Origin of the sequence: Pseudomonas sp. MWU13-2100, assembly GCF_023242365.1 — a bacterium.
Lineage (GTDB): Bacteria > Pseudomonadota > Gammaproteobacteria > Pseudomonadales > Pseudomonadaceae > Aquipseudomonas.
The window spans coordinates 93,924-115,768 of the sequence record NZ_JALLIX010000002.1; the positions used below are offsets into that span (position 1 = coordinate 93,924).

The following is a 21,845-nucleotide window of genomic DNA, read 5'->3' on the forward strand; positions in this document are numbered from 1 at the left end:
CCGACAGGACTGAAGGTCTCAAAGGGGTTGGGCAATGTCGCAGTCAGTCTTCCAGTTGTTCCTGACCCAGCGTCTGGCCGCGCTGGCCGGTGCCGACTCGTTGCGGGCCATCCGCGAAGGGTTGCTCTGGTTGCTGCCGTGCCTGCTGGTGTCGACGGCGTTCCTGATCCTCTCGGCCTGTGCGCGCCTGGCCGGGCTGCCTGACGGCTGGGTGAACTTCCTCGCCGGGCTGCACGAGAAGATCAGCGGTATCCTGCCCTTGCTGGTGGCCGCCTCCATCGGCTATATGCTCGCCATCCGCTATCGCCTGCCCCAGGTGCCGGTGGCGTTCCTGTGCCTGGCCCATGTGGAAATCGCCATCTACTTGCTCCACGACTTTCCTCGCGCTGCGGCGACCCTGGTGCTGTTTATTGCCATCGCCTCGCCGTTGATCAACGTCCCGATCATGGCCTGGCTGTACCGACAATCCTGGACACGGCTGGTGCGGGAAAACGTCGTCGGCTTCAATGTGCGCGACAGCATCAACGTGGTGCTCCCCGGCCTGATCGCCACCGCCCTGCTGGTCATCGTACTTTCGCTGCTGCTGGAGATCCCCCTGGTCGCCCAGATACAGGTGCCCTTCGACCGCGCGGCGCTCGACCATCCCTACCGCTACGGCGCATTGATCAGCGCCACCAACTCGGTCCTGTGGTTCTTTGGCATCCATGGCCTGCACGCCATGCAGCCGGTGTTCAGCGTCCTCGACGAGGCGGTGAATATCAATCAGCTCAACCTCGCCGCCGGGGAGCCGCACCGCTATATCCTCAACAGCGGCCTGCTTGGCTGTTTCGCCTTTATCGGCGGCTCCGGGGCCTCGCTGTCGCTGATCGTCGCCGTGCTGCTGTTTACCCACGACCGCTCCCTGCGCCTGCTGGCCCTGGCCGCGGTGCCGCTGTCACTGTTCAACGTCAATGAGATCCTGCTGTTCGGCTTGCCGATCATTCTCAATCCGCGCCTGTTCATCCCCTTTCTGGTCGCCCCGTTGCTCAACGCGCTGATCGCGGTGGCGGTGGTCCAGGCCGGCTGGGTCGCACCAATGGTCACCGGCATGCCACTGAACTCGCCGGTACTGCTCAATGCCTACCTGAGCACCAACGGCGACTGGGCCGCGGTGATCCTGCAACTGGCGCTGCTGGGTCTCGGCAGCCTGATCTACGCCCCCTACGTGATTGGCCTGCATCGCCACCAGGACGCGGACAACGGCATCTATATCAAGTCCTTCGATACCACCTTCCGCAGCCTCGAGGAAAAGGGCCGGCTGTTCGAACTCGACCCGGTGGCGGCATCGTACAAGAGCGACGCCCGCCGGGCCCGGGAAGTGGACCGCATCCGCCAGATCAGCGAATACGAATTTTACCTGGAGTTCCAACCGCAGATCTCCAAGACCAGCGGTCTGTGCACCGGCTGCGAAGCCCTGATGCGCGCCCGCGACAAGGACGGCAATGCCCAGCAACCCTGGGATTTCCTCAAGTGGCTGGGCCAGGCCAACCTGATGCCGGATGTCGACCTGTGGGTCGCTTCCCAGGCACTGGAGCAATACCGGCGCTGGCGCAAGCTGGGCCTTGAGTTACCGATGACCATCAACGTGACCGGTGCCACCTTGTGCGCGCCGGAGTACGGCGAGCGCTTGCTGGAGATCCTCGCCCAGGCCCAGGGCATGATTTCCGTGGAGCTGACGGAGGATGCCCTGGTCGGCGATGTCCAGGTGATCAATCGCCTGATCGAGCGCCTGCACGGTTTCGGCGCCAAGCTGTACATCGATGACTTCGGCACCGGTTATTCGGCGTTGAGCTATCTGCACCAGTTCAAGATCGACTGCATCAAGATCGACCGCAGTTTTGTCGTTGCCCACTGCCATCCCGAAGGAGCCCGGGTCTTGAATGGCATGCTGCGGCTATGTGAAGCCCTGAACCTGGGGATCATTGTCGAAGGCGTGGAAACCCAGGAACAGTACGATGCCCTGAACTCATCGACGGAACTGGTGATCCAGGGCTGGTACTTCAGCAAGGCGATCCCCGGCGAGCGAATGGCGGATTTTGTCCGCCAACGCCAGGCCCAGGCGCATCAGAGCCGTGGCTTGATGCTGCCCGGATAACGCCGTCATGGAGGCATTCGACCATCTGGTCGGTGAGGGTGACTGGACAGTCGCCGGCGCTGGAACCAGTGGACTATGTGCTGACTTGAGGCGGGTGATCCAGAGCGCGGGTTTGACTCCTGAGCGCGGCTGACCGAAGCTGGTATATTCAACGCTCGCCAGCTCACGGACCCTGCATGACGAAGCCTCGCCGCTACCTGCTTATCAGCCTGTCGCTCCTGCTTGCCCTCGGCTTTATCTGGCACCGGCTGCCCGGCAAGCCCGCGGCCCCCCAGGCCCCGCATATCAATTACGGCCAGGCGCTGAAGCAGGCGCATAACGGCCTGCCCGGGGCGGCGCGGGTACTCTATCAGCAACTGGCGCGCACCGACCTGACGGATGCCCGCCGGGCCGCCTTGCATGCCGAGCTGCCCAACTACCCCAGCCCCCAGGCGTTGAAGCTGGCCGATGCGGACTTGCAACACCCCTCGCCGGTGGTTCGCGAAGCGGCGATCCAGAGCATTGTCGGCCTGGTGCCCGGGGCCCAGCGCAGCCTGTTGCTCGGCCCAGTGCTTGAAGATCATGAGCAGTCCGTGCGTTTCGCCGCCGCCAACGCCATGCTCGGTTTGTCACCGGACGACCAGGGTTTGTATTACGGCCCGCTGCAACAGGTGGTTGACGAGTATGAACGGACCCTGGCGGCCCAGCCGGAAAGCGCCGAGGCGCAGTTCCAGCTGGCGCGGTTGTACTTGCATGAGGGGCAACTGGACAAGGCCCAGGCGGCGCTGGAGCATGTCTCGCGGCTGGAACCGGACAACCTCAAGGCGCTGGTGGCCCAGGTCGAATTGCTGGACAAGCGCAGCCAGCCGGACCAGGCCCGGCAACTGCTGGCCAAGCAGTTGCAGGTGCGGCCGCAATCGGCCTATCTGCAACATGCTCTGGGGATCTGGCTGCTGCGCCACGGCCAGACCGAACTCGCGGTGCTGGGGTTGTCCAAGGCCGTGGAACTGCAACCGGAGAACGCCGAATACCGCTACAAGCTCGCCACCACCCTGCATGATTTGCAGCAGGTCGAGGCGGCCCAGCGGCAACTGGAGGACATCGTCCAGCGCCAGCCGTCGAACCGCAAGGCACGGGTGCTGTTGATCAGCTACTGGAAGGAAACCGGGCAGTTGCAGAACGTGCAGATCCTGCTCGCCCAGTTGGAGCAGCAGAACCCGGATGATCCGGCGTTGCAGCAGGGGTTGTAGCCGCGATGTGGAAGATGATCAGCGTCTGACACTCACAGCACTTCAACGTCTGTTCGGCCGCTATTGCCGGCAAGCCGGCTCCCACAGGCGCGGCGCTCCATCCGCCTGGGAACGGTCAGGCCAGCAGCTTGCGGATCTGCTCCTGCAGGACATCCAGGTCGAACGGTTTGGCCAGGATCGGCGCGCTCTGGGCGATAGGACTGTTGGATTCGCGGATTTCCGCCGGGTAACCACTGATGAAGATCACCTTGAGGTCCGGGCGCAGCTTGACTGCGGGCTCGGCGATATCCACCCCGGAAATGCCACCGGGCAAACGAAAGTCGGTCACCATCAGGTCCAGGTTGGGTTTGCTCGCCAGGATCGCGAACGCCTCTTCGCCGTTTTCCGCCTGCAACACCCGATAGCCCTCGCTGGAAAGGTAAGCGGAAAGGACCATCAGGATCGAGGCATCGTCCTCGACGATCAGTACGACGTCTTGTGCATCTTCACTCATGGGAAGCCTTTATTCTGAAATTGCTGCCAATACGACCATCGGGTCAGCCAGAGGTTGCGTCTGATGTCGGCTTTCCCTACAAGGGTAGGCAAACGCAGAACAAGGCCCCTTCGCCAAGGGTACTCTCGACGGTGATACGACCACCATGGGCCGCGACAATCTGCTCGGAAATAAACAAGCCCAGGCCCAACCCGGCGGCGGCATGACTGCCGGAAATCCGCTCGAACTGGAGGAAAATCCGCGCCTGGTCATCTTCGCCGATGCCGATGCCGCGGTCACGCACTTCGACCCGCGCCTCGTCCCCGTGGCGGTACACACGCACCTCGATCGGGCTTTTGGCGCCATAGCGCAAGGCGTTGGTCAGCAGGTTGGAGATCACCTGCTCGATGCGGAACTCATCCCACTCGCCCTCCAGTGACGCGTCCCCCGAATAGCTGATCGTCGACTCGGCCGCCACCACCTGCGGCGCGAAGCTCTCCAGCACGCCGGCCACCAACTGCACCAGATCCAGACGTGAGGGGCGGATCGACAGCTTGCCAGTGCGAATGCGTGAAACATCGAGCATGTCCTCGATCAGGCGAATCAGGCTCTGGATCTGCCGCTCGTCACGCGCGACCATGCTGCGCATCTTGTCCAGGGTGAAAGCGCCGGCATTGTCCCGGGCCAGGTGCATCTTGCGCAATTGGGTTTCCAGAATCAGCCCGTTGAGCGGCGTGCGCACCTCATGGGATACGATCGACATAAAGTCGTCACGCATACGCACCGCGCGCTGTAACTCTTCCTGGGTCGCCTGCAGTTCGCGCAACAGCAACTCCTGCTCGCGGCGGCTTTGCTCCAGGGCCTCGACATGCAGTTTCATCGCCTTGCTCTGCCGATAGAGCTCGACGAAGACGCTGACCTTGCTCTTCACCGCATGGGTGTCGAGGGGTTTGTGCAGAAAGTCCACCGCGCCGCTCTCATAGCCCTTGAAGGCGTAGTTGAGCTCGCGGCCGGCGGCACTGACGAAGACGATGGGAATATGCTTGGTTTTCTCGGTGCCGCGCATCAACTCGGCCAGCTGGAAACCGTCCATGCCTGGCATCTGCACATCGAGAATGGCCATGGCGAATTCGTGCTGAAGTAACAGCGACAGCGCCTCATCCGCCGAAAGCGCCTTGTAGACAATGCGGTCCTTGCGCTTGATCAGCGCTTCCAGCGCCAGCAGATTCTCTGGCAGATCGTCGACGACCAGCAGTTTGGCCTGGATAGTACTCAGCATGTGATTCGTTCCAGCTCGACAAGCAGGCGGCCAATGCCCTGCAAAGAAAGAAGGTAGTCCGGCTGGTGCAACGTCAACGCGGCTTGGGGCATGGTCGCGACCCGCGCGTCATTCGGGTCCTGCACCACGGTCAGGCCGCCCTGGCGCTGGATCTGTGCCAAGCCCCCGGCGCCGTCCTGATTGGCGCCGGTCAAGAGTATACCCATCAGGCGGGGACCGTAGGCATCCGCCGCCGAGGCAAAGAGATAATCGATCGAGGGCCGGGAATAATGCACTCGCTCTTCGCGACTGAACGAAAAGCTGCGGTCCTGCTCGATGGACAGATGATACCCGGGCGCTGCGAAGTAGAGGCTACCCGGCACAATGCTTTCCTTGTCGTCCGCCTCTTTCACCCGCAACGCCAGGCGCCGCCCGAACACCTCGGCCAACTGGCTGCGGTGCCCGTCCGGCATATGCAGGACAGTCACGATTGGCAGGCGGAAGGACGCCGTCAGCCTGCCGAACACGGTCATCAGGGCTTCGACGCCACCCGCCGAGGCGCCCACCACGAGTGCCTCGATCCGCTGGAGGCCGGTGATTTGCAGTAACGGGTCGTTCATGATTTACGGTAGATCCGTTCTTGTTTGACCAACGCCTCGAACCGCTTGCCATAGGCTGAAAAGTCCAGCGTTTCCTTGCTGCCCAGCACCAGGAAGCCCCGATGGCACAAGGATTCATGGAACAATCCAAAGGCTCGATCCTGAAGTTTTTTATTGAAATAAATCAACACGTTACGACACGAAATTAATTGTGTTTCAGAGAATACACTATCCGTCGCCAGGCTGTGATCGGCAAAGGTCACGTTCTCCCGTAGGGTCTTGTCGAAAATCGCGTAGCCGTAGGCCGAGTTGTAATACTCGGCAAAGTCCCGCTTGCCGCCGGACGCCCGGTAGTTGTCGGCATAGGTGCGCACGTTGTCCAGGGTAAAGATGCCCTGCTTGGCCTTTTCCAGTGAATGGGGGTTGATGTCGGTGGCATAGATGATCGTGCGCTCGAGCAAGCCTTCTTCACGCAACAGGATCGCCATGGAGTACACCTCCTCCCCGGTGCTGCACCCGGCGATCCAGATCTTGATCGACGGATAGGTCTTGAGCAACGGCACCACCTCCTGGCGTATCGCCAGGAAATGGCCGGGATCGCGAAACATCTCGCTGACCGGGATGGTCAGATACTGCAGCAACTGCATGAACGCCGCAGGGTCATGCAGCACCCGCTCCTGCAGTGCCGAGATGGTCGTGCAATCGAGCTGGAGCAAGGCATGCTGGACCCTACGCTTGACCGAGGCACCGGAATAATCGCGAAAATCGTAGCTGTACTTGAGGTAGATCGCCTCGATCAACAACCGCAACTCGATGTCGGTACTTCGATCCACTAGATCCGTTCCATCTTCGGCAGCCACACCCGGATCAACGAGAACAGTCGATCCAGGTCGATCGGTTTGGCCAGGTAGTCGTTGGAGCCGGCCTGCAGGCAGCGCTCCTGATCATCCTTCATGGCCTTGGCCGTGACCGCAATGATCGGCAGCTTGCGCCAGCGTGGGTCCTTGCGGATTTCCAGCGTGGCCTCGTAACCATCCATCTCCGGCATCATCACATCCATCAACACCAGGTCGATGTCCTCCACTTCGTTGAGTCGCTGGATCGCCTCGCGACCATTGCGACCGATTTCGACAATCGCGCCCTTGTGCTCCAGCGCACTGGTCAAGGCAAAGATATTGCGCACATCGTCGTCCACCAGCAGGATCTTGCGCCCTTCGAACACCTTGTCGCGGCTGCGGGCGGTCTTGAGCATGCGCTGCCTTTCATGGGACAACTGTGACTCGACTTTGTGCAGAAAGAGTGTCACTTCATCGAGCAGGCGCTCCGGTGAGCGGGCACCCTTGATGATGATCGAGCGCGAATACTTGTGCAGCTCAGCCTCCTCGTCGCGGGTCAGGTTGCGCCCGGTATAGACGATCACCGGCGGGAAGGCGCGGATGTCTTCAGTGGACATGCGCCGCAGCAGTTCGTTGCCGAGCATGTCCGGCAGCTTGAGGTCGATGATCATGCAGTCGAAGACATTGGTGCGCAGCAGATCGAGGGCCTCCTGGGCGAAACCCACGGCGGTGATCTCGATATCGTCGTCGCCGATCAGGCGGGCGATGCTGTCGCGTTGCAGATCGTCGTCTTCCACCAGCAGCACGCGCTTGAGCTTCTGGGTCAGCTTGGCCTCCAGGCGCGTGAAGATTTCCTTGAGTTCGTCACGGGTGGTCGGCTTAAGCGCATAACCCATGGCGCCCATATGCATGGCGGCCTCGACGCGGTCCTCCACGGAAATCACATGCACCGGGATATGTCGGGTCGAGGCCTGTTCCTTGAGACGCTGCAGCACCGTCAAGCCGGAATGATCGGGCAGGCGCATGTCCAGCAGGATCGCGTCGGGAATGAACTGGGCGGCGAGCTCGAAGCCCTCGTCGGCGCCATGGGCCACCAGGCACTGGTAACCCAGCTCATGGGCCAGGTCGTAGAGAATCTGGGCAAATCTCTGCTCATCTTCGACTACCAGGATGCAGCGGCGGCTGAACGGACCTTTTTCGCGGTCGTCGGCAAAACGCTGGATCGGTGCTTCCACCACCGCCGGCGGCAACTTGCGAGGCGGATCCAGGGACTCCAGCGGTGCCGGGGGCGCCGCCACCGGCGCGGGGCCCCCGGCACGACGTTCCACATACTGCTCCGGCAGCACCAGGGTAAACACGCTGCCTTGACCGGGCTGGCTGGCAACGTTGATGGAACCGCCGAGCAGCGCCGCCAGGTCGCGGGAAATCGACAAGCCAAGGCCGGTGCCGCCGTAACGACGATTGGTGGTGCCGTCCGCCTGGCGGAACGCCTCGAAAATGCTCTCGTGCTGTTCGGCGGCGATGCCGATGCCGGAGTCACGCACGGCAAAGGCAATCCCGACACCGGGTTGGCGCGACACGCTCAGGCTGACCCGCCCCGTCTCGGTGAACTTGATGGCATTGGACAGCAGGTTCTTCAGTATCTGCTCCAAACGCTGGCGGTCGGTGAACAACGTCGTCGGCAGGTCGCCGCGCAACTCGATCTCGAACCCCAGCTGTTTGTCGCCGGCCAGTGGCTGGAACATGTTCCGCAGCCCCTCCACCAGGCGTTCGATACTGGTGTTTTCCGGACGCACCTCCAGCTTGCCGGCCTCGACCTTGGAGATATCGAGGATATCGTTGATCAGGTTGAGCAGATCGTTGCCGGCGCTATAGATCGATTCGGCGAACTTGACCTGTTCCGCAGTCAGATTGTCCTCGGGATTCTCCGCCAGCAGCTTGGACAGGATCAGCGAACTGTTGAGCGGCGTGCGCAGCTCATGGGACATGTTGGCGAGGAATTCGGACTTGTACTTGCTCGAGCGTTGCAGCTCCTCGGCACGCTCTTCAAGTTGGACCTGGGCCAGGTTCAACTGGTTATTCTTCAGGTCCAGCGCATCACGCTGCTCGGCCAGGGCCTGGGCCTGTTCGGCCAACTGCTCGTTGGTCTGTTCGAGTTCGCTCTGCTGGCTTTCCAGGTGAACCTGCGACTCCTTGAGCACCTGGGATTGCTCTTCCAACTCTTCGTTGGCGGTCTTGAGCTCCTCCTGCTGGACTTGCAGCTCTTCGTTGAGCTGTTGGGTCTCGGCCAGCACCTCCTGCAGCCGCTGGCGATAACGCGCGGCCTCGATCGAGGTGCCGATATTGTCGGAGATCAGTTCCAACAGTTCGATATCGCGCTCGTTAAGTGGCCGTAGGAAACCCAGTTCGATCACCCCGTTGACCCGCTCATCGTTGGTGGTCGGAACCACCAGCACGCTGCGTGGCGAACCGTTGCCCAGGCCCGAGCTGACCCTGAAGTAGTCCACCGGCACTTCGTCAAGACGGATCAGGCGACCCTGGCCCGCGGCCTGGCCAACCAGGCCTTCATCATTGAAAATCGCTTGCTCCTGCTGCTCCTGCTCGCGGGAAAAGCCATAGCTGGCGATACGGGTCAGGCCACCATGCTCCTCGCGGACATATAGCGCCGCGACCGCGCTGCCCATGTACTGGGCGCAGAATTGCAGGATATTGCGCCCCAGCAGTTGAAGGCTCAGTTGACCGAGTACCTGCTCGGCCAGTTCGGTCTGGCCACTGCGCAGCCAGGCTTGCTGCTCAAGGCGCTCGGCGCTCTTGAGTTGTGACGCGAAGTTTTTTGCATAACTATTTGAAAGTGTTAATAAATCACGCCGACCAACAAAAGCCAGCAAGGCACTCAACCCCAGCACGAAAGTGAGATAGAGGCCGATGACCCAAAGGGTGGTGCGGCTTACAGTTTCATTGCGCGCCAGTCGCAATTGTTGCTCCACCTCAACGGCGCTTTCGAATTCGTTGCGAATCTCGTCGCTCAGGCGCTTGCCGCGCCCGGCCTTGATCGCCGACCGGTAATCGCCGCTGGAGCGCTGCAGGTTGATCATCTCCTGCGCGTACTCGGTCCAGGCGCCCTGCAAGGCTTCGATGCGCTTGAAGCGGTCGACTTGCTGCGGGTTATCCGCGACCAGTTCCTGCAAGCCGCGCAGGTCGGCAATGATCTTCGGCCTGGCGACTTCGTAGGGGTCAAGGAAATGCTCGTCGCCGGTGATCAGGAAACCGCGCATGCCGGTTTCCAGATCCACCGACAGTTTCATCGCATCGTTGGTATTGTTGATCACCCGGTCAGTATGCTCGACCCACTGAATCACCGACAGCAGATAGGTGATCAGCGAGACGAAAAAAACCGCGCTGAGAACCCCGACGCCCAAGGGCAGGCTGATGTTGCGGCTCAATAACTTGCGAAAGCTTTGCTCATCCACCGAAGACGACGAATTCATTTCAGGGCCCGGATTAAAGTTATTGATTATCAAGGAGTCTGCCGTATGTACGAATAAAAGACCGTCTTTTTTCTCACAGCTTAGAATGCAATTTCCCAGGCCGCACTGCCATGAGGTGACGTGATGACAGACCTTAGCCTATCATCTTGTACACTCGGATATTTTTGTACAAGCATGGGAACTTGTCCGGCTTGGCGGTTTACTGATGCAAGAGGCAGAGCACTTCAGCGACCTTGATCCAACCCTCCACTTTTTCAGGATACGCCCTTATGTCAGCAGTCACCTCCACCATCCTGGTCGTCGAAGACGATGCCATTGTGCGCATGCTGATCGTCGATGTCCTGGAGGAGTTGGAGTTCAATGTCCTCGAGGCCGACGGCAGCGACACGGCCCTGGAGATTCTCGGACAGGCCGACACCCGCATCGATCTGCTGATGACCGATGTCGGCCTGCCCGACATGGATGGCCGCGAATTGGCCAAGGTCGCCTGTCAGATGCGCCCGGGACTGCCGGTGCTGTTTGCCAGCGGCTATGCCGAAAGCATCGAACTGACGCCTGGCATGCAGGTGATCGGCAAGCCCTTCTCCATCGACCAGCTGAGAATAAAGATCAAGAATATTCTATAAGCGAATGATTTATATCAGAAAATTATTCTAGAATTCACTTTAACTTAGCGGTATCCGCCAGGTCTCATTCATGCCTGAAACCCAGACAACGCCGCTCCTTGCCATTGGTCTCGGCTGCCGCCAGGGCTGCAGCGTCTCGACCTTGCAGGTATTGCTTGAGCAGTCATTGCAGAACCATGGGATCGACCTCAAGACAATCAAGGGGTTGGCGAGCATTGATGAGAAAAGGGCTGAACCGGGATTGCTCGAACTCGCGCAGCGCCTGAACCTGCCGCTGGTGTTTTTCAGCGCGGCCGAGCTGGCACCTTACGCAACACGTCTCAGCCACCGCTCCAGCCTGGCCTTCGAACAGACCGGCTGTCATGGCGTTGCTGAAAGTGCCGCGCTGGCCCTGGCCGAACAGTTGGGACAAGCGCGGGCGAATCTGCTGATTTCACGCCAGAAAAACCCGATGGCGACCTTTGCGCTGGCCTGGACCGGGCAAAACCCCCGATAATCCCCTCCTCCTACATGAACATTGTTCATGTGAAGCCTTGTGCAGCCCGCTCAGAGAGTGTCATGACCGTCTATTTCATCGGCGCCGGCCCCGGCGACCCGGAACTCATTACCGTCAAGGGCCAGCGCCTGATCCGCAGTTGCCCAGTGATCATCTATGCCGGCTCCCTGGTGCCTGAAGCCGTCCTGCACGGCCACTGCGCGAGCCAGGTGGTCAACAGCGCCGAACTGCACCTGGAACAGATCATCGACCTGATCAAGGCGGCTGACGCCCTGGGCCAGGACGTGGCGCGGGTGCACTCCGGGGATCCGTCGCTCTATGGCGCTATCGGCGAGCAGATCCGCCCGTTGCGCGAACTGGGTATCGCCTATGAAATCGTCCCCGGCGTGACCGCCACCGCCGCCTGCGCAGCCTTGCTCGGTGCCGAGCTGACACTGCCGGATATTTCCCAAAGCGTGATCCTGACCCGTTATGCCGACAAAACCGCGATGCCGGCCGGCGAAGAGCTGTCCAGCCTGGCCCGGCACAGGGCAACCATGGCGATTCACCTGGGGGTCAAGCACCTGGCTGAAATCATCGAAGAGCTGCTGCCCCATTACGGCGCGGACTGCCCGATCGCGGTGATCCATCGCGCCACCTGGCCCGACCAGGATTGGGTGCAAGGGACGCTGGAGGATATTCTGGTCAAGGTCGAGAGCAAGGGCTTTCGCCGCACCGCCTTGATCCTGGTGGGACGCGTCCTGGGCAACGACCACTTTAGTGAGTCTTCGCTGTATCGGGCTGGCCATGCCCATCTTTATCGACCGTGACCACCAGAGGGATAATCCGATGTCCGAACCGCTGTTCTCCGGCGCCAAGCTGGCCCTGCTCTGCGGCGATGAGCTACTGACCTATCTGCGTGACATGAAGGACAGCATTCCCTATCCCGGGCATTGGGACTTTGCCGGCGGCGGTCGTGAGGGCGAGGAAACGCCGAGTGAATGTGCGTTGCGAGAGCTGGATGAGGAGTTTTCCCTGCGTATCGGGGCTGAGCGAATCGAATGGGCGCGGCGTTATCCCAGTGTCACCCAGCCCAATACCCATTCGTGGTTTCTGGTGGGGCAACTGAGCTGCGGAGAAATCGAGGCGATCCGGTTTGGCGACGAAGGCCAGTATTGGCGAATGATGGCGATTGCCGAGTACCTGGAACACCCGCTGGGCGTGCCCTATCTGCAGGAGCGTCTACGTGACTATCTGCGCAGCCGTGCTTCGGCCTGATGGTTTTGTGTTGATTTTGAGGGCCCCTTCGCGGGCAAGCTCCGCTCCCACAGGATTAGTCTCAGGCCCTGGATTCATGGGCAACCCGAAGCATCCCACTGGATGGGGGGTCAGGCCATGCATACACGGGCAACCCGAAGCATCCCACAGGGTGGGGGTCAGGCCATGCATACACGGGCAACCCCGGGCATCCCACAGGGTGGGGGTCAGGCCATGCATACACGGGCAACCCCGGGCATCCCACTGGATGGGGGTCAGGCCATGCATACACGGGCAACCCGAAGCATCCCACAGGGTGGGGGTCAGGCCATGCATACACGGGCAACCCCGGGCATCCCACTGGATGGGGGTCAGGCCATGTATACACTGGCAACCCCGAGCATCCCACAGGGTGGGGGTCAGGCCATGCTTACACGGACAACCCCGAGCATCCCACTGGATGGGGGTCAGGCCATGTATACACGGGCAACCCCGAGCCTCATGTGGGAGCGGAGCTTGCCCGCGAAGGCGTCGGAACAGCCAGAACCGATCGCCCATAAAAAACGGTGCTCACGGGCACCGTTTTTTTATCCGACTGGACGCAGCGAACGCCCTGCTACCGAACTCAGTAGTAGGCGTTTTCTTTTTGCGTGTGGTCAGTCACATCACGTACACCCTTGAGCTCGGGAATCCGCTCGAGCAAGGTGCGCTCGATACCTTCGCGCAAGGTCACGTCGGCCTGGCCACAGCCCTGGCAACCACCACCGAATTGCAGCACGGCGATCCCGTCTTCAACCACATCGATCAGGCTGACCTGACCGCCGTGGCTGGCCAGCCCCGGGTTGATTTCGGTTTGCAGGTAATAGTTGATACGCTCATTGACCGGACTGTCGGCGTTGACCATCGGCACCTTGGCGTTTGGCGCCTTGATGGTCAACTGGCCACCCATGCGGTCGGTGGCATAGTCGACCACGGCATCATCGAGGAAGGCCTCGCTGAAGGAATCGATCCACGCGGTGAAGCTTTTCAGCCCCAATGCGGTGTCTTCAGGTTTTTCCTCACCCGGCTTGCAGTAGGCAATGCAGGTTTCGGCGTACTGGGTACCCGGCTGGGTAATGAAAACGCGGATGCCGATTCCCGGGGTGTTCTGCTTCGACAGCAGATCAGCCAGATAATCGTGGGCGGCATCGGTAATGGTTATGGCGCTCATGGAATCTCCTCACAGACTTGCCGCCAGTTTACGCCAATCGAGCCGCCGGACAAAGTCCTAGTATTTCTGTCGGGAAAGCAGCGCTCGCCACGGGATCGACCCCATCAGCAACGCCGCGAAAATCAGCGCGCTGGCCATCCAGCCCGCCGGGCTCGGCCAGGCGCCGAGCAGCAGCATCGAACCAAGGATGGCAAAGACCGGAATCAGCAGCGACAACGGTGCCACCCGCGACAGCGGATATTCGCGCAACAACAGATTCCAGCCCCAATAACACAGGAGCGTGGCGCCATAGACCTGGAATGCCAAGGAGAACAGCAGGCCCATTCCTAGTTGATCCGGCAACGTGACGAAGGGCGCCGCGCCGCCCCTCAGCCAGGCGAGCAGGCACAGCGGCAGCGGCGCGAACAGACTGGCCCAGACCACGAAAGCCAACACCTCCCTGACCCGGGACAACTTGATCAGCACATTGCCCAGGCTCCAGGCGACGGCGCTGAGCACGATCAACAGCAACCCGCCCCGGCTCTCGCCCGCCGGGCTATCAAGCAACACGCAGGCCAGGCCCAGGGCCGCCAGCAGCGCGCCGACCACCTGGGGCCCGCTCAGTGAGTCGCGAAACAGCAGCACGCCCCAGCCCAGGGTGAAGAAGGCACTGGTCTGGATCAGCAGCGCCGCCGTCCCCGGGGGAACCCCCAGGCTGATGCCGAAGTTGATCAGCCCCCACATGGCAACACCGAAAATCATCCCGTACGCGGCAATCCAGGACATCGCCACTGGTGGGCGGCGAATGAAAAAAACCCACGGCAGAGCGGCCAGGGCGAAGCGCAACGCTGTCAGCAGCAGTGGGTCAATATGGCTCAAGCCCAGCTTGGTGATGGGGAAGTTCAAACCCCAGACAGCCGTGACCAGCACGGCGAGCAACAGGTGTTTTTTCTGCATGGCAAATCATCCGGAGGGGTCAGGCCCGGCGATATGACCGCCGGTACCCGAGTACTTTGCCGCTACACCTGATGGCCCGCTTGCAGCTGAAGGTCAATTCAAATTAAAAATGGGCCATACTTTGATCTCGAATGCTCAAGAAACTTTCAGATGACCACAATCTTTCTTTGTGGCGAGCGGGCTTGCCCGCGCAGGGGGGCGAAGCGCCCCTAAAAGCAGTGATCACGGTGTATCAGCTAGAACCGAGGCAGTCGGTTTTGCGACTGCTGCGCAGGCGAGAGCGGCGGTGCGGCGTCCCGACAAGCCCGCTCGCCACAAGACTGCATTCACCTTCAAATCACCTTAACTTGGCGGTATCAGGCCATGTCCGAGTTTTACCCGACCACCTCAAGAGAAGTCGTCGTCACCCGCCACGACTATGCCGACGGCCAGAGGTTCGACCACCATCAGCATCAACGCGGTCAGTTAGCCTATGCCGCCTGCGGGGTCATTACGGTCTTTACCGACGAGGGCAACTGGGTCGTGCCGCCGGGTCGCGCCATCTGGGTTCCGGCCGACTGGCCCCATGCCATGCACATGCGCGGCCCGGTGACCATGCTCAATGCCTATATTCTGCCGGCCGCCCAGCAACGCCTGATGCTGGCCGCAGATTGCCAGGTACTAGGGGTTTGCGAACTGCTGCGGCATTTGCTTGAACAGGCGGCGCAGGTCCCGAGCCCGGCCAGCGAGCGAGATGAATGTCTGCTGGGCCTGTTGCTCCACGAGATCGCCCGGATGCCAAAACTGGCCCTGAACGCCCCGCTGCCCAAGGAACCACGCCTGGCCAGGATCTGTCGTCGATTGCTCGACCAGCCCTCCCTGGAAATTGCTATCGACGAGATGGCTCAAGAGGCAGGCATGAGCCGTCGCACCTTCACCCGCTTGTTCCGCCAGCACACCGGCGTCAGCTTTGTCGAATGGCGCCAACAGGCATGCCTGCTGGCGGCAATCGTTCGTCTGGGCAATGGCGAAGCGGTGACGCGGGTAGCCATGGAACTCGGCTATAGCAGCCCGAGCGCCTTTGCCACGGTATTCCGCCGCGCGCTGGGCAAGTCGCCCAGTCGCTATTGCCAATGACGCCCGGCCCTCAAAGATTCTCGTAGCGGTTCATATCCAGCACACCGGCATTGACCGGGTCGGTTTCCTGCAGGTAGGTCGTCAGGTCATGGAAATATTGCCAGAACTGCGGATGACTACGACGAATCCCCCAGCGCTCGACGATTTTTTCGAATCCGGCGGCATCCTTGGACTGCTCCATGGCATCGACGAATTCCGGCACCTGATCGGCGGGAATATTGAACATGAAATTCGGATAGCTACTGAGGATCCCCGGATAAATGGTCACGGTGTCCAACCCCGGCTGATAGCGAGAAGCTTCGCCGAGCATGAACGCCACGTTGCTGTGGGCGCGGTTGCGCAGCAGGCTGTAGATCCCACGCTTGCCGCTACGGCTTTCAATGCGCAGCATCGTGGCCTCCGGCAACTGTTCGACGACCCTGAGTCCGGCCGCCGGCCGCGAGGTCAGACGACTCAGCGACTGTTCGGCCGCCTGTAGTCCGGGGTCGATGTTCGGGCGCGAACAATATGCATCCGAACAACGGTTGATCGGGTCCGGATGCGCATTCAGATCGCCGTAGCGTACCAGCAACTGCCTGGCGAAATCCCCCTTGGGGTCCTTCGCATCTAGCTGCAGGGCGCTCGGCTTGCTCTCGTCGATACGCTCGTAATCCAGCCACATCTTCAGCTTGCCGCTGTTCTGATACCAGTCATCGAGGTAGGCGTCACGGGAGTCCGCCGGCATCAGACGCAGGAAATTCTGCTCGGCGCCGTTGCGGATCAGGTCGAAGTACAGCCGGGTCTGCGCCTGATGCGACACATTGCCGAACACGTCGAAGTTCACCACCAGTTGGTAATAGGTCCGCTCCAGCAGCGGGTAGTCGAACAGCCACATGGTCTGCGGCACCTCGCCGATCAGGCCCTTGCTCACCGTGGCGCTGTCGAAATGGCGGAAAATGCTGAGCAAGGCGTTGTCGTTGCCAGCCCACAGGCTCGACCAACTCGGAGCATGGTCAGTGGCGTAGACGTCCCTGCGCAAGGCTTCATACTCGTTGCGCTTGTCGCGATAGGCCAGCCACAGGCTCAACACGCTGCCGACATCGTCGTTCTGCCCCGGTGTTGCCAACAACGGCGTCGCCGCCCCGCGATAAATCGGATCGGTGATGTACAGGTCATGTTCCGGGGCCTGGAAAAACACCCAGAAATTGTCACGAATCACGTCGGTAGCAATCTGCCCGCGACAGACCGGCCCGCGGATAAAGGTGTCGACGAAGTACTCGGCATTATCGAGCATGAACTGATAACGCGCCGCCGCCGGGATCGCCTCGAAGGTTTCGAAGGGGTTGGCCCGCCGCTGCGGGCCGTAGCCCGGCGAGGCCGTGACCTGCCAGTTACCGCTGTAGAACAGGGTCTTGATCCGCGCCATCTTCGCCGCGCTCAGGGCATAGGTGATATGGGTCTTGTAGACGATCACGCCCTGCACCGGCCATAACCGGTAATACACCCGGATACCCGGGTCATCGTTCGGCTGGCGGGTGTTGATCAGTTCGATCGGCTGGCCTCTCGGCGTGCGCGAACGCACCCACTGGTAGAAGTGTCCCGGCTCGCCACCTTCAAAATAAATGTGCGCCAGGAACCAGTGTTCATAGAGCCAGCGCCCGACCAGGCTTTCCCGGGCTCCCGGAGCGTTGAGCAGGTTTTCCCATTGGGCAATCTGTACCGCCTCCCTGGCACTCGGTGCCAGGGCCTGCTCATCCATCGGCGCGCCGGAGGCCAGCCAGCGTTGCAACGTCTGGTACTGCTGGTCGGTCAGTCCGGTCACGGCCAGGGGCATGCCCTCTTTCGGGTGGGTATCGGCATACGCCGCGAACTCGCCAGGCATCGGGCACGTGTTCTCCCGGTTCAGACCCAGTACGATCTCCTCCGGCAGCTTGGCGTTGGGCTGCAAGGGCGTGCGATGCCCCAGCTCCAACATGCGCGACATCAGCGCAGCCTGGCTGCCCTGGGCATCCAGCACTGAGTAGAACTGCTTTTGTTGCCATTGGCGCGGGGTATGGGCGTCGATATACAGGCGCGTGGGCTGGGAGGCCTCACTGCGGTTGCCGTTATACACCAGGATCTTCGAAGCGCCCCGGGCCGCCCCTTCGGCACTGCCCAGGTTGAGCTGGCAGGCCGCGTCATAGCACGCATGGCAGGCCACGCACTTCTCGGCAAAGATCGGTTGAATGTCGCGGGTATAGGAAATCGCCGGAACCGGATCTTGCGCCTGGGTGAAACTGCTGAGCACCAGCAGCAGGAAAGCGCTGAAAAAACGATACGGCATGACCCTGGTCCTTGGAAGTGAAAACGCGGCAAGTCTACAGCGTCAACGCGTTTTAAACATGAACGATATTCATGCAAAACCTTGAGATGCTCTAAAAGCGCACAGGTTTGCTATCATCGCGGCTCTTCTGTATCCGTCCTTTCCAGGTAGTTTCCATGTCCGATCGCAGCGCTCGCCTTCAAGCTCTCCAGAAAGCTCTCAAGGAGCGCATCCTGATTCTCGACGGCGGCATGGGCACCATGATCCAGAGCTACAAGCTCGAGGAACAGGACTATCGCGGCAAGCGTTTCGCCGACTGGCCCAGCGATGTAAAGGGTAACAACGACCTGCTGGTCATTACCCGACCCGATGTGATCGGTTCGATCGAGAAAGCCTACCTGGATGCCGGTGCGGATATCCTGGAAACCAACACGTTCAACGCCACCCAGGTGTCCCAGGCCGACTATGGCATGGAAGCGCTGGTCTATGAGCTTAATGTGGAAGGTGCGCGCCTGGCCCGCAAGGTGGCCGACGCCAAGACCCTGGAGACCCCGGACAAGCCGCGTTTCGTCGCCGGAGTGCTCGGCCCGACCAGCCGCACCTGCTCTCTGTCGCCGGACGTGAACAACCCTGGCTACCGCAACGTGACCTTCGATGAACTGGTGGCGAACTACGCCGAGGCCACCAAAGGCCTGATCGAAGGCGGTGCCGACCTGATCCTGATCGAGACCATCTTCGATACCCTGAACGCCAAGGCGGCGATCTTCGCCGTGCAAGGTGTATATGAAGAGCTGGGCTTCGAACTGCCGATCATGATCTCCGGGACCATCACCGATGCCTCCGGCCGTACCCTGTCCGGCCAGACCACCGAAGCTTTCTGGAACTCCGTGGCCCACGCCAAGCCGATCTCGGTCGGCCTGAACTGCGCCCTGGGTGCCAGCGAGTTGCGACCTTACCTGGAAGAGCTGTCGAACAAGGCCGGCACCCACGTTTCCGCACACCCCAACGCCGGCCTGCCGAACGAATTCGGCGAGTACGACGAACTGCCGGAAGAAACCGCCAAGGTCATCGAGGAGTTCGCCCAGAGCGGCTTCCTGAATATTGTCGGCGGTTGCTGTGGGACCACCCCCGGCCATATCGGCGCCATCGCCAAGGCGGTTGCCGGTTACGCACCACGGGCCATTCCGGACATCCCGAAAGCCTGTCGCCTGTCGGGCCTGGAACCTTTCACCATCGATCGCCAGTCGTTGTTCGTCAACGTCGGCGAGCGGACCAACATCACCGGCTCCGCCAGGTTCGCCCGGCTGATCCGCGAAGACAACTACACCGAAGCCCTTGAAGTCGCCCTGCAGCAGGTGGAAGCCGGTGCCCAGGTGATCGACATCAACATGGATGAGGGCATGCTCGACTCGAAGAAGGCCATGGTCACCTTCCTCAACCTGATCGCCGGTGAACCGGATATCTCCCGCGTACCGATCATGATCGACTCCTCCAAGTGGGAAGTGATCGAAGCCGGCCTCAAGTGCATCCAGGGCAAGGGCATCGTCAACTCCATCAGCATGAAGGAAGGTGTCGAGCAGTTCATTCACCACGCCAAACTGTGCAAGCGCTACGGCGCAGCCGTAGTGGTGATGGCCTTCGACGAGGCCGGCCAGGCCGATACCGAAGCGCGCAAGAAGGAAATCTGCAGACGCTCCTACGACATCCTGGTGAACGAAGTCGGCTTTGCGCCGGAAGATATCATCTTCGACCCGAACATCTTTGCCGTTGCCACCGGTATCGAGGAACACAACAACTACGCCGTAGACTTCATCAATGCCTGCGCCTATATCCGTGACGAACTGCCCTATGCGCTGACCAGCGGCGGCGTGTCCAACGTGTCGTTCTCGTTCCGCGGCAACAACCCGGTGCGCGAGGCGATCCACTCGGTGTTCCTGCTGCATGCGATCCGCAACGGCCTGACCATGGGGATCGTCAACGCCGGGCAACTGGAGATCTACGACCAGATCCCGGCGGAACTGCGTGACGCTGTCGAGGACGTGATCCTCAACCGCACCCCGGAAGGCACCGACGCCCTCCTCGCCATCGCCGACAAGTACAAGGGCGACGGCAGCGTCAAGGAAGCCGAGACCGAGGAATGGCGCGGCTGGCCGGTCAACAAACGCCTGGAGCATGCGCTGGTCAAGGGCATCACCACGCACATCGTTGAAGACACCGAAGAGTCGCGTCAGTCCTTCGCCCGCCCGATCGAAGTGATCGAAGGCCCGCTGATGTCCGGCATGAACATCGTCGGCGACCTGTTCGGCGCCGGGAAAATGTTCCTGCCTCAGGTGGTGAAATCCGCCCGGGTGATGAAACAGGCCGTAGCCCACCTGATCCCCTTCATCGAACTGGAAAAAGGCGACAAGCCGCAAGCCAAGGGCAAGATCCTCATGGCCACGGTCAAAGGCGACGTCCACGATATCGGCAAAAACATCGTTGGCGTGGTCCTGGGGTGCAATGGCTACGACATCGTCGACCTTGGCGTAATGGTCCCGGCGGAAAAGATCCTGCAGGTGGCCAAGGAGCAGAAGTGCGACATCATCGGTCTGTCCGGGCTGATCACCCCGTCGCTGGATGAAATGGTCCATGTCGCCCGGGAAATGCAGCGCCAGGACTTCCACCTGCCGCTGATGATCGGCGGCGCGACCACCTCCAAGGCCCACACCGCGGTGAAGATCGAACCGCGCTACAGCAACGACGCCGTGGTCTACGTCACCGACGCCTCCCGTGCCGTGGGCGTGGCGACCCAGTTGCTGTCCAAGGAGCTCAAGCCCGGCTTCGTCGAGCGGACCCGTGCCGAGTACGTCGAAGTCCGCGAGCGCACGGCCAACCGCAGCGCCCGTACCGAACGCCTGAGCTACCCGGCGGCCATCGCCAAGAAGCCGCAGTTCGACTGGAGCACCTACCAGCCGGTCAAACCGACCTTCACCGGCACCAAGGTGCTGGACAATATCGACCTCCGGGTCCTGGCCGAATACATCGACTGGACCCCGTTCTTCATCTCCTGGGACCTGGCCGGCAAATTCCCGCGCATTCTCGAAGACGAAGTGGTCGGCGAAGCCGCGACCGCCCTGTATGCCGATGCCCGGGAAATGCTCGACAAGCTGATCGACGAGAAGCTGATCAGCGCCCGCGCGGTGTTCGGTTTCTGGCCGGCCAACCAGGTGCACGACGATGACCTGGAAGTCTATGGCGCGGACGGCAAGCCGCTGGCCAGGCTGCATCACTTGCGCCAGCAGATCATCAAGACCGACGGCAAGCCGAACTTCTCCCTGGCCGACTTCGTCGCGCCGAAGGACAGTGGCATCACCGACTACGTGGGCGGTTTTATCACCACCGCCGGGATCGGCGCCGAAGAAGTCGCCAAGGCCTACCAGGACAAGGGCGACGACTACAACTCGATCATGGTCAAGGCTCTCGCCGACCGCCTGGCCGAAGCCTGCGCCGAGTGGCTGCACCAACAGGTGCGGAAGAACTACTGGGGTTACGCCAAGGATGAACAACTGGACAACGACGCATTGATCAAGGAGCAATACAGCGGCATTCGTCCGGCGCCCGGCTACCCGGCCTGCCCCGACCACACCGAGAAAGGCACGCTGTTCGCCCTGCTCGACCCGGCGGCCAGCGAAGGCAAGGCCGGCGACAGCGGCGTATTCCTCACCGAGCACTACGCGATGTTCCCGGCGGCGGCGGTCAGCGGCTGGTACTTCGCCCATCCGCAGGCGCAGTATTTCGCTGTCGGCAAAGTCGACAAGGACCAGGTGCAAAGCTACACCGCGCGCAAGGGCCAGGAGCTGAGCGTCAGTGAACGCTGGCTGGCGCCGAACCTGGGCTACGACAACTGATCCATTGTCTATGCTCTCCACAGACAACCTTGTATGTGGAG

16 protein-coding genes are annotated in these 21,845 nt (G+C 61.1%); 8 read left to right on the top strand and 8 right to left on the bottom strand.

The genetic code is table 11. From position 1 onward, the window contains the following. Window positions 1-34 precede the first annotated feature (34 nt). Both M5B99_RS02080 and M5B99_RS02085 read left to right on the top strand, forming a co-directional pair. Entirely contained in the window at window positions 35-2,134 is a 2,100-nt protein-coding gene (locus tag M5B99_RS02080) for an EAL domain-containing protein (protein WP_248802411.1), read from the top strand. Between the two features lie 176 nt (window positions 2,135-2,310). Then, window positions 2,311-3,363 carry a tetratricopeptide repeat protein gene (locus M5B99_RS02085; RefSeq protein WP_248802412.1) on the top strand — a complete coding sequence of 351 codons (1,053 nt, stop codon included), beginning with the start codon at window positions 2,311-2,313 and terminating at the stop codon, window positions 3,361-3,363. Between the two features lie 115 nt (window positions 3,364-3,478). Here M5B99_RS02085 and M5B99_RS02090 read toward each other — a convergent pair whose 3' ends face one another. The 5 genes from M5B99_RS02090 to M5B99_RS02110 form a co-directional block, all read right to left on the bottom strand. Next, on the bottom strand, window positions 3,479-3,856 hold the full coding sequence (locus M5B99_RS02090) for a response regulator (protein ID WP_248802413.1): 378 nt from the start codon (window positions 3,854-3,856) through the stop codon (window positions 3,479-3,481). 76 nt (window positions 3,857-3,932) lie between these two features. Further along, window positions 3,933-5,114, bottom strand: a complete 1,182-nt coding sequence (locus M5B99_RS02095; RefSeq protein WP_248802414.1) for a hybrid sensor histidine kinase/response regulator — start codon at window positions 5,112-5,114, stop codon at window positions 3,933-3,935. After that, window positions 5,108-5,713: a chemotaxis protein CheB gene (locus M5B99_RS02100; RefSeq protein ID WP_248802415.1), complete on the bottom strand. Its 606-nt coding sequence runs from the start codon at window positions 5,711-5,713 to the stop codon at window positions 5,108-5,110. The genes M5B99_RS02095 and M5B99_RS02100 overlap by 7 nt, the downstream gene beginning before the upstream one ends. Next, window positions 5,710-6,525 carry a CheR family methyltransferase gene (locus M5B99_RS02105; protein WP_248802416.1) on the bottom strand — a complete coding sequence of 272 codons (816 nt, stop codon included), beginning with the start codon at window positions 6,523-6,525 and terminating at the stop codon, window positions 5,710-5,712. The genes M5B99_RS02100 and M5B99_RS02105 overlap by 4 nt, the downstream gene beginning before the upstream one ends. Continuing rightward, window positions 6,525-10,016, bottom strand: a complete 3,492-nt coding sequence (locus tag M5B99_RS02110) for a response regulator (protein WP_248802417.1) — start codon at window positions 10,014-10,016, stop codon at window positions 6,525-6,527. The genes M5B99_RS02105 and M5B99_RS02110 overlap by 1 nt, the downstream gene beginning before the upstream one ends. Before the next feature lie 269 nt (window positions 10,017-10,285). Here M5B99_RS02110 and M5B99_RS02115 point away from each other — a divergent pair, with 269 nt between their 5' ends. From M5B99_RS02115 to M5B99_RS02130, 4 genes are all read left to right on the top strand, one after another. Continuing rightward, the gene (locus tag M5B99_RS02115; RefSeq protein WP_248802418.1) at window positions 10,286-10,642 is read left to right on the top strand and encodes a response regulator; all 357 of its coding nucleotides are present in this window, start codon (window positions 10,286-10,288) and stop codon (window positions 10,640-10,642) included. A gap of 70 nt (window positions 10,643-10,712) precedes the next feature. Continuing rightward, window positions 10,713-11,138, top strand: a complete 426-nt coding sequence (locus M5B99_RS02120) for a cobalamin biosynthesis protein (RefSeq protein WP_248802419.1) — start codon at window positions 10,713-10,715, stop codon at window positions 11,136-11,138. Window positions 11,139-11,200: 62 nt separating this feature from the next. Then, the gene (gene cobM, locus M5B99_RS02125; protein ID WP_248802420.1) at window positions 11,201-11,947 is read left to right on the top strand and encodes a precorrin-4 C(11)-methyltransferase; all 747 of its coding nucleotides are present in this window, start codon (window positions 11,201-11,203) and stop codon (window positions 11,945-11,947) included. A gap of 19 nt (window positions 11,948-11,966) precedes the next feature. After that, window positions 11,967-12,395, top strand: coding sequence for an NUDIX hydrolase (locus M5B99_RS02130; RefSeq protein WP_248802421.1), 429 nt, complete (start codon window positions 11,967-11,969; stop codon window positions 12,393-12,395). A 604-nt stretch (window positions 12,396-12,999) separates the two neighbouring features. On the opposite strand, the gene nfuA is transcribed toward M5B99_RS02130, so the two are convergent. Next, window positions 13,000-13,584 carry a Fe-S biogenesis protein NfuA gene (nfuA, locus tag M5B99_RS02135; protein ID WP_248802422.1) on the bottom strand — a complete coding sequence of 195 codons (585 nt, stop codon included), beginning with the start codon at window positions 13,582-13,584 and terminating at the stop codon, window positions 13,000-13,002. 57 nt (window positions 13,585-13,641) lie between these two features. Beyond that, the gene (locus M5B99_RS02140) at window positions 13,642-14,520 is read right to left on the bottom strand and encodes an EamA family transporter (protein WP_248802423.1); all 879 of its coding nucleotides are present in this window, start codon (window positions 14,518-14,520) and stop codon (window positions 13,642-13,644) included. Between the two features lie 363 nt (window positions 14,521-14,883). On the opposite strand from M5B99_RS02140, the gene M5B99_RS02145 reads away from it, so the two are divergent. Beyond that, a complete protein-coding gene (locus M5B99_RS02145) occupies window positions 14,884-15,636 on the top strand; it encodes an AraC family transcriptional regulator (protein WP_248802424.1) in 753 nt (250 codons plus the stop codon). Window positions 15,637-15,646: 10 nt separating this feature from the next. Here M5B99_RS02145 and M5B99_RS02150 read toward each other — a convergent pair whose 3' ends face one another. Next, entirely contained in the window at window positions 15,647-17,938 is a 2,292-nt protein-coding gene (locus tag M5B99_RS02150) for a fatty acid cis/trans isomerase (RefSeq protein ID WP_248802425.1), read from the bottom strand. A gap of 155 nt (window positions 17,939-18,093) precedes the next feature. Between M5B99_RS02150 and metH the strand changes: the two genes are divergently transcribed. Next, window positions 18,094-21,804 carry a methionine synthase gene (gene metH, locus M5B99_RS02155; RefSeq protein WP_248802426.1) on the top strand — a complete coding sequence of 1,237 codons (3,711 nt, stop codon included), beginning with the start codon at window positions 18,094-18,096 and terminating at the stop codon, window positions 21,802-21,804. Window positions 21,805-21,845: the final 41 nt, after the last annotated feature.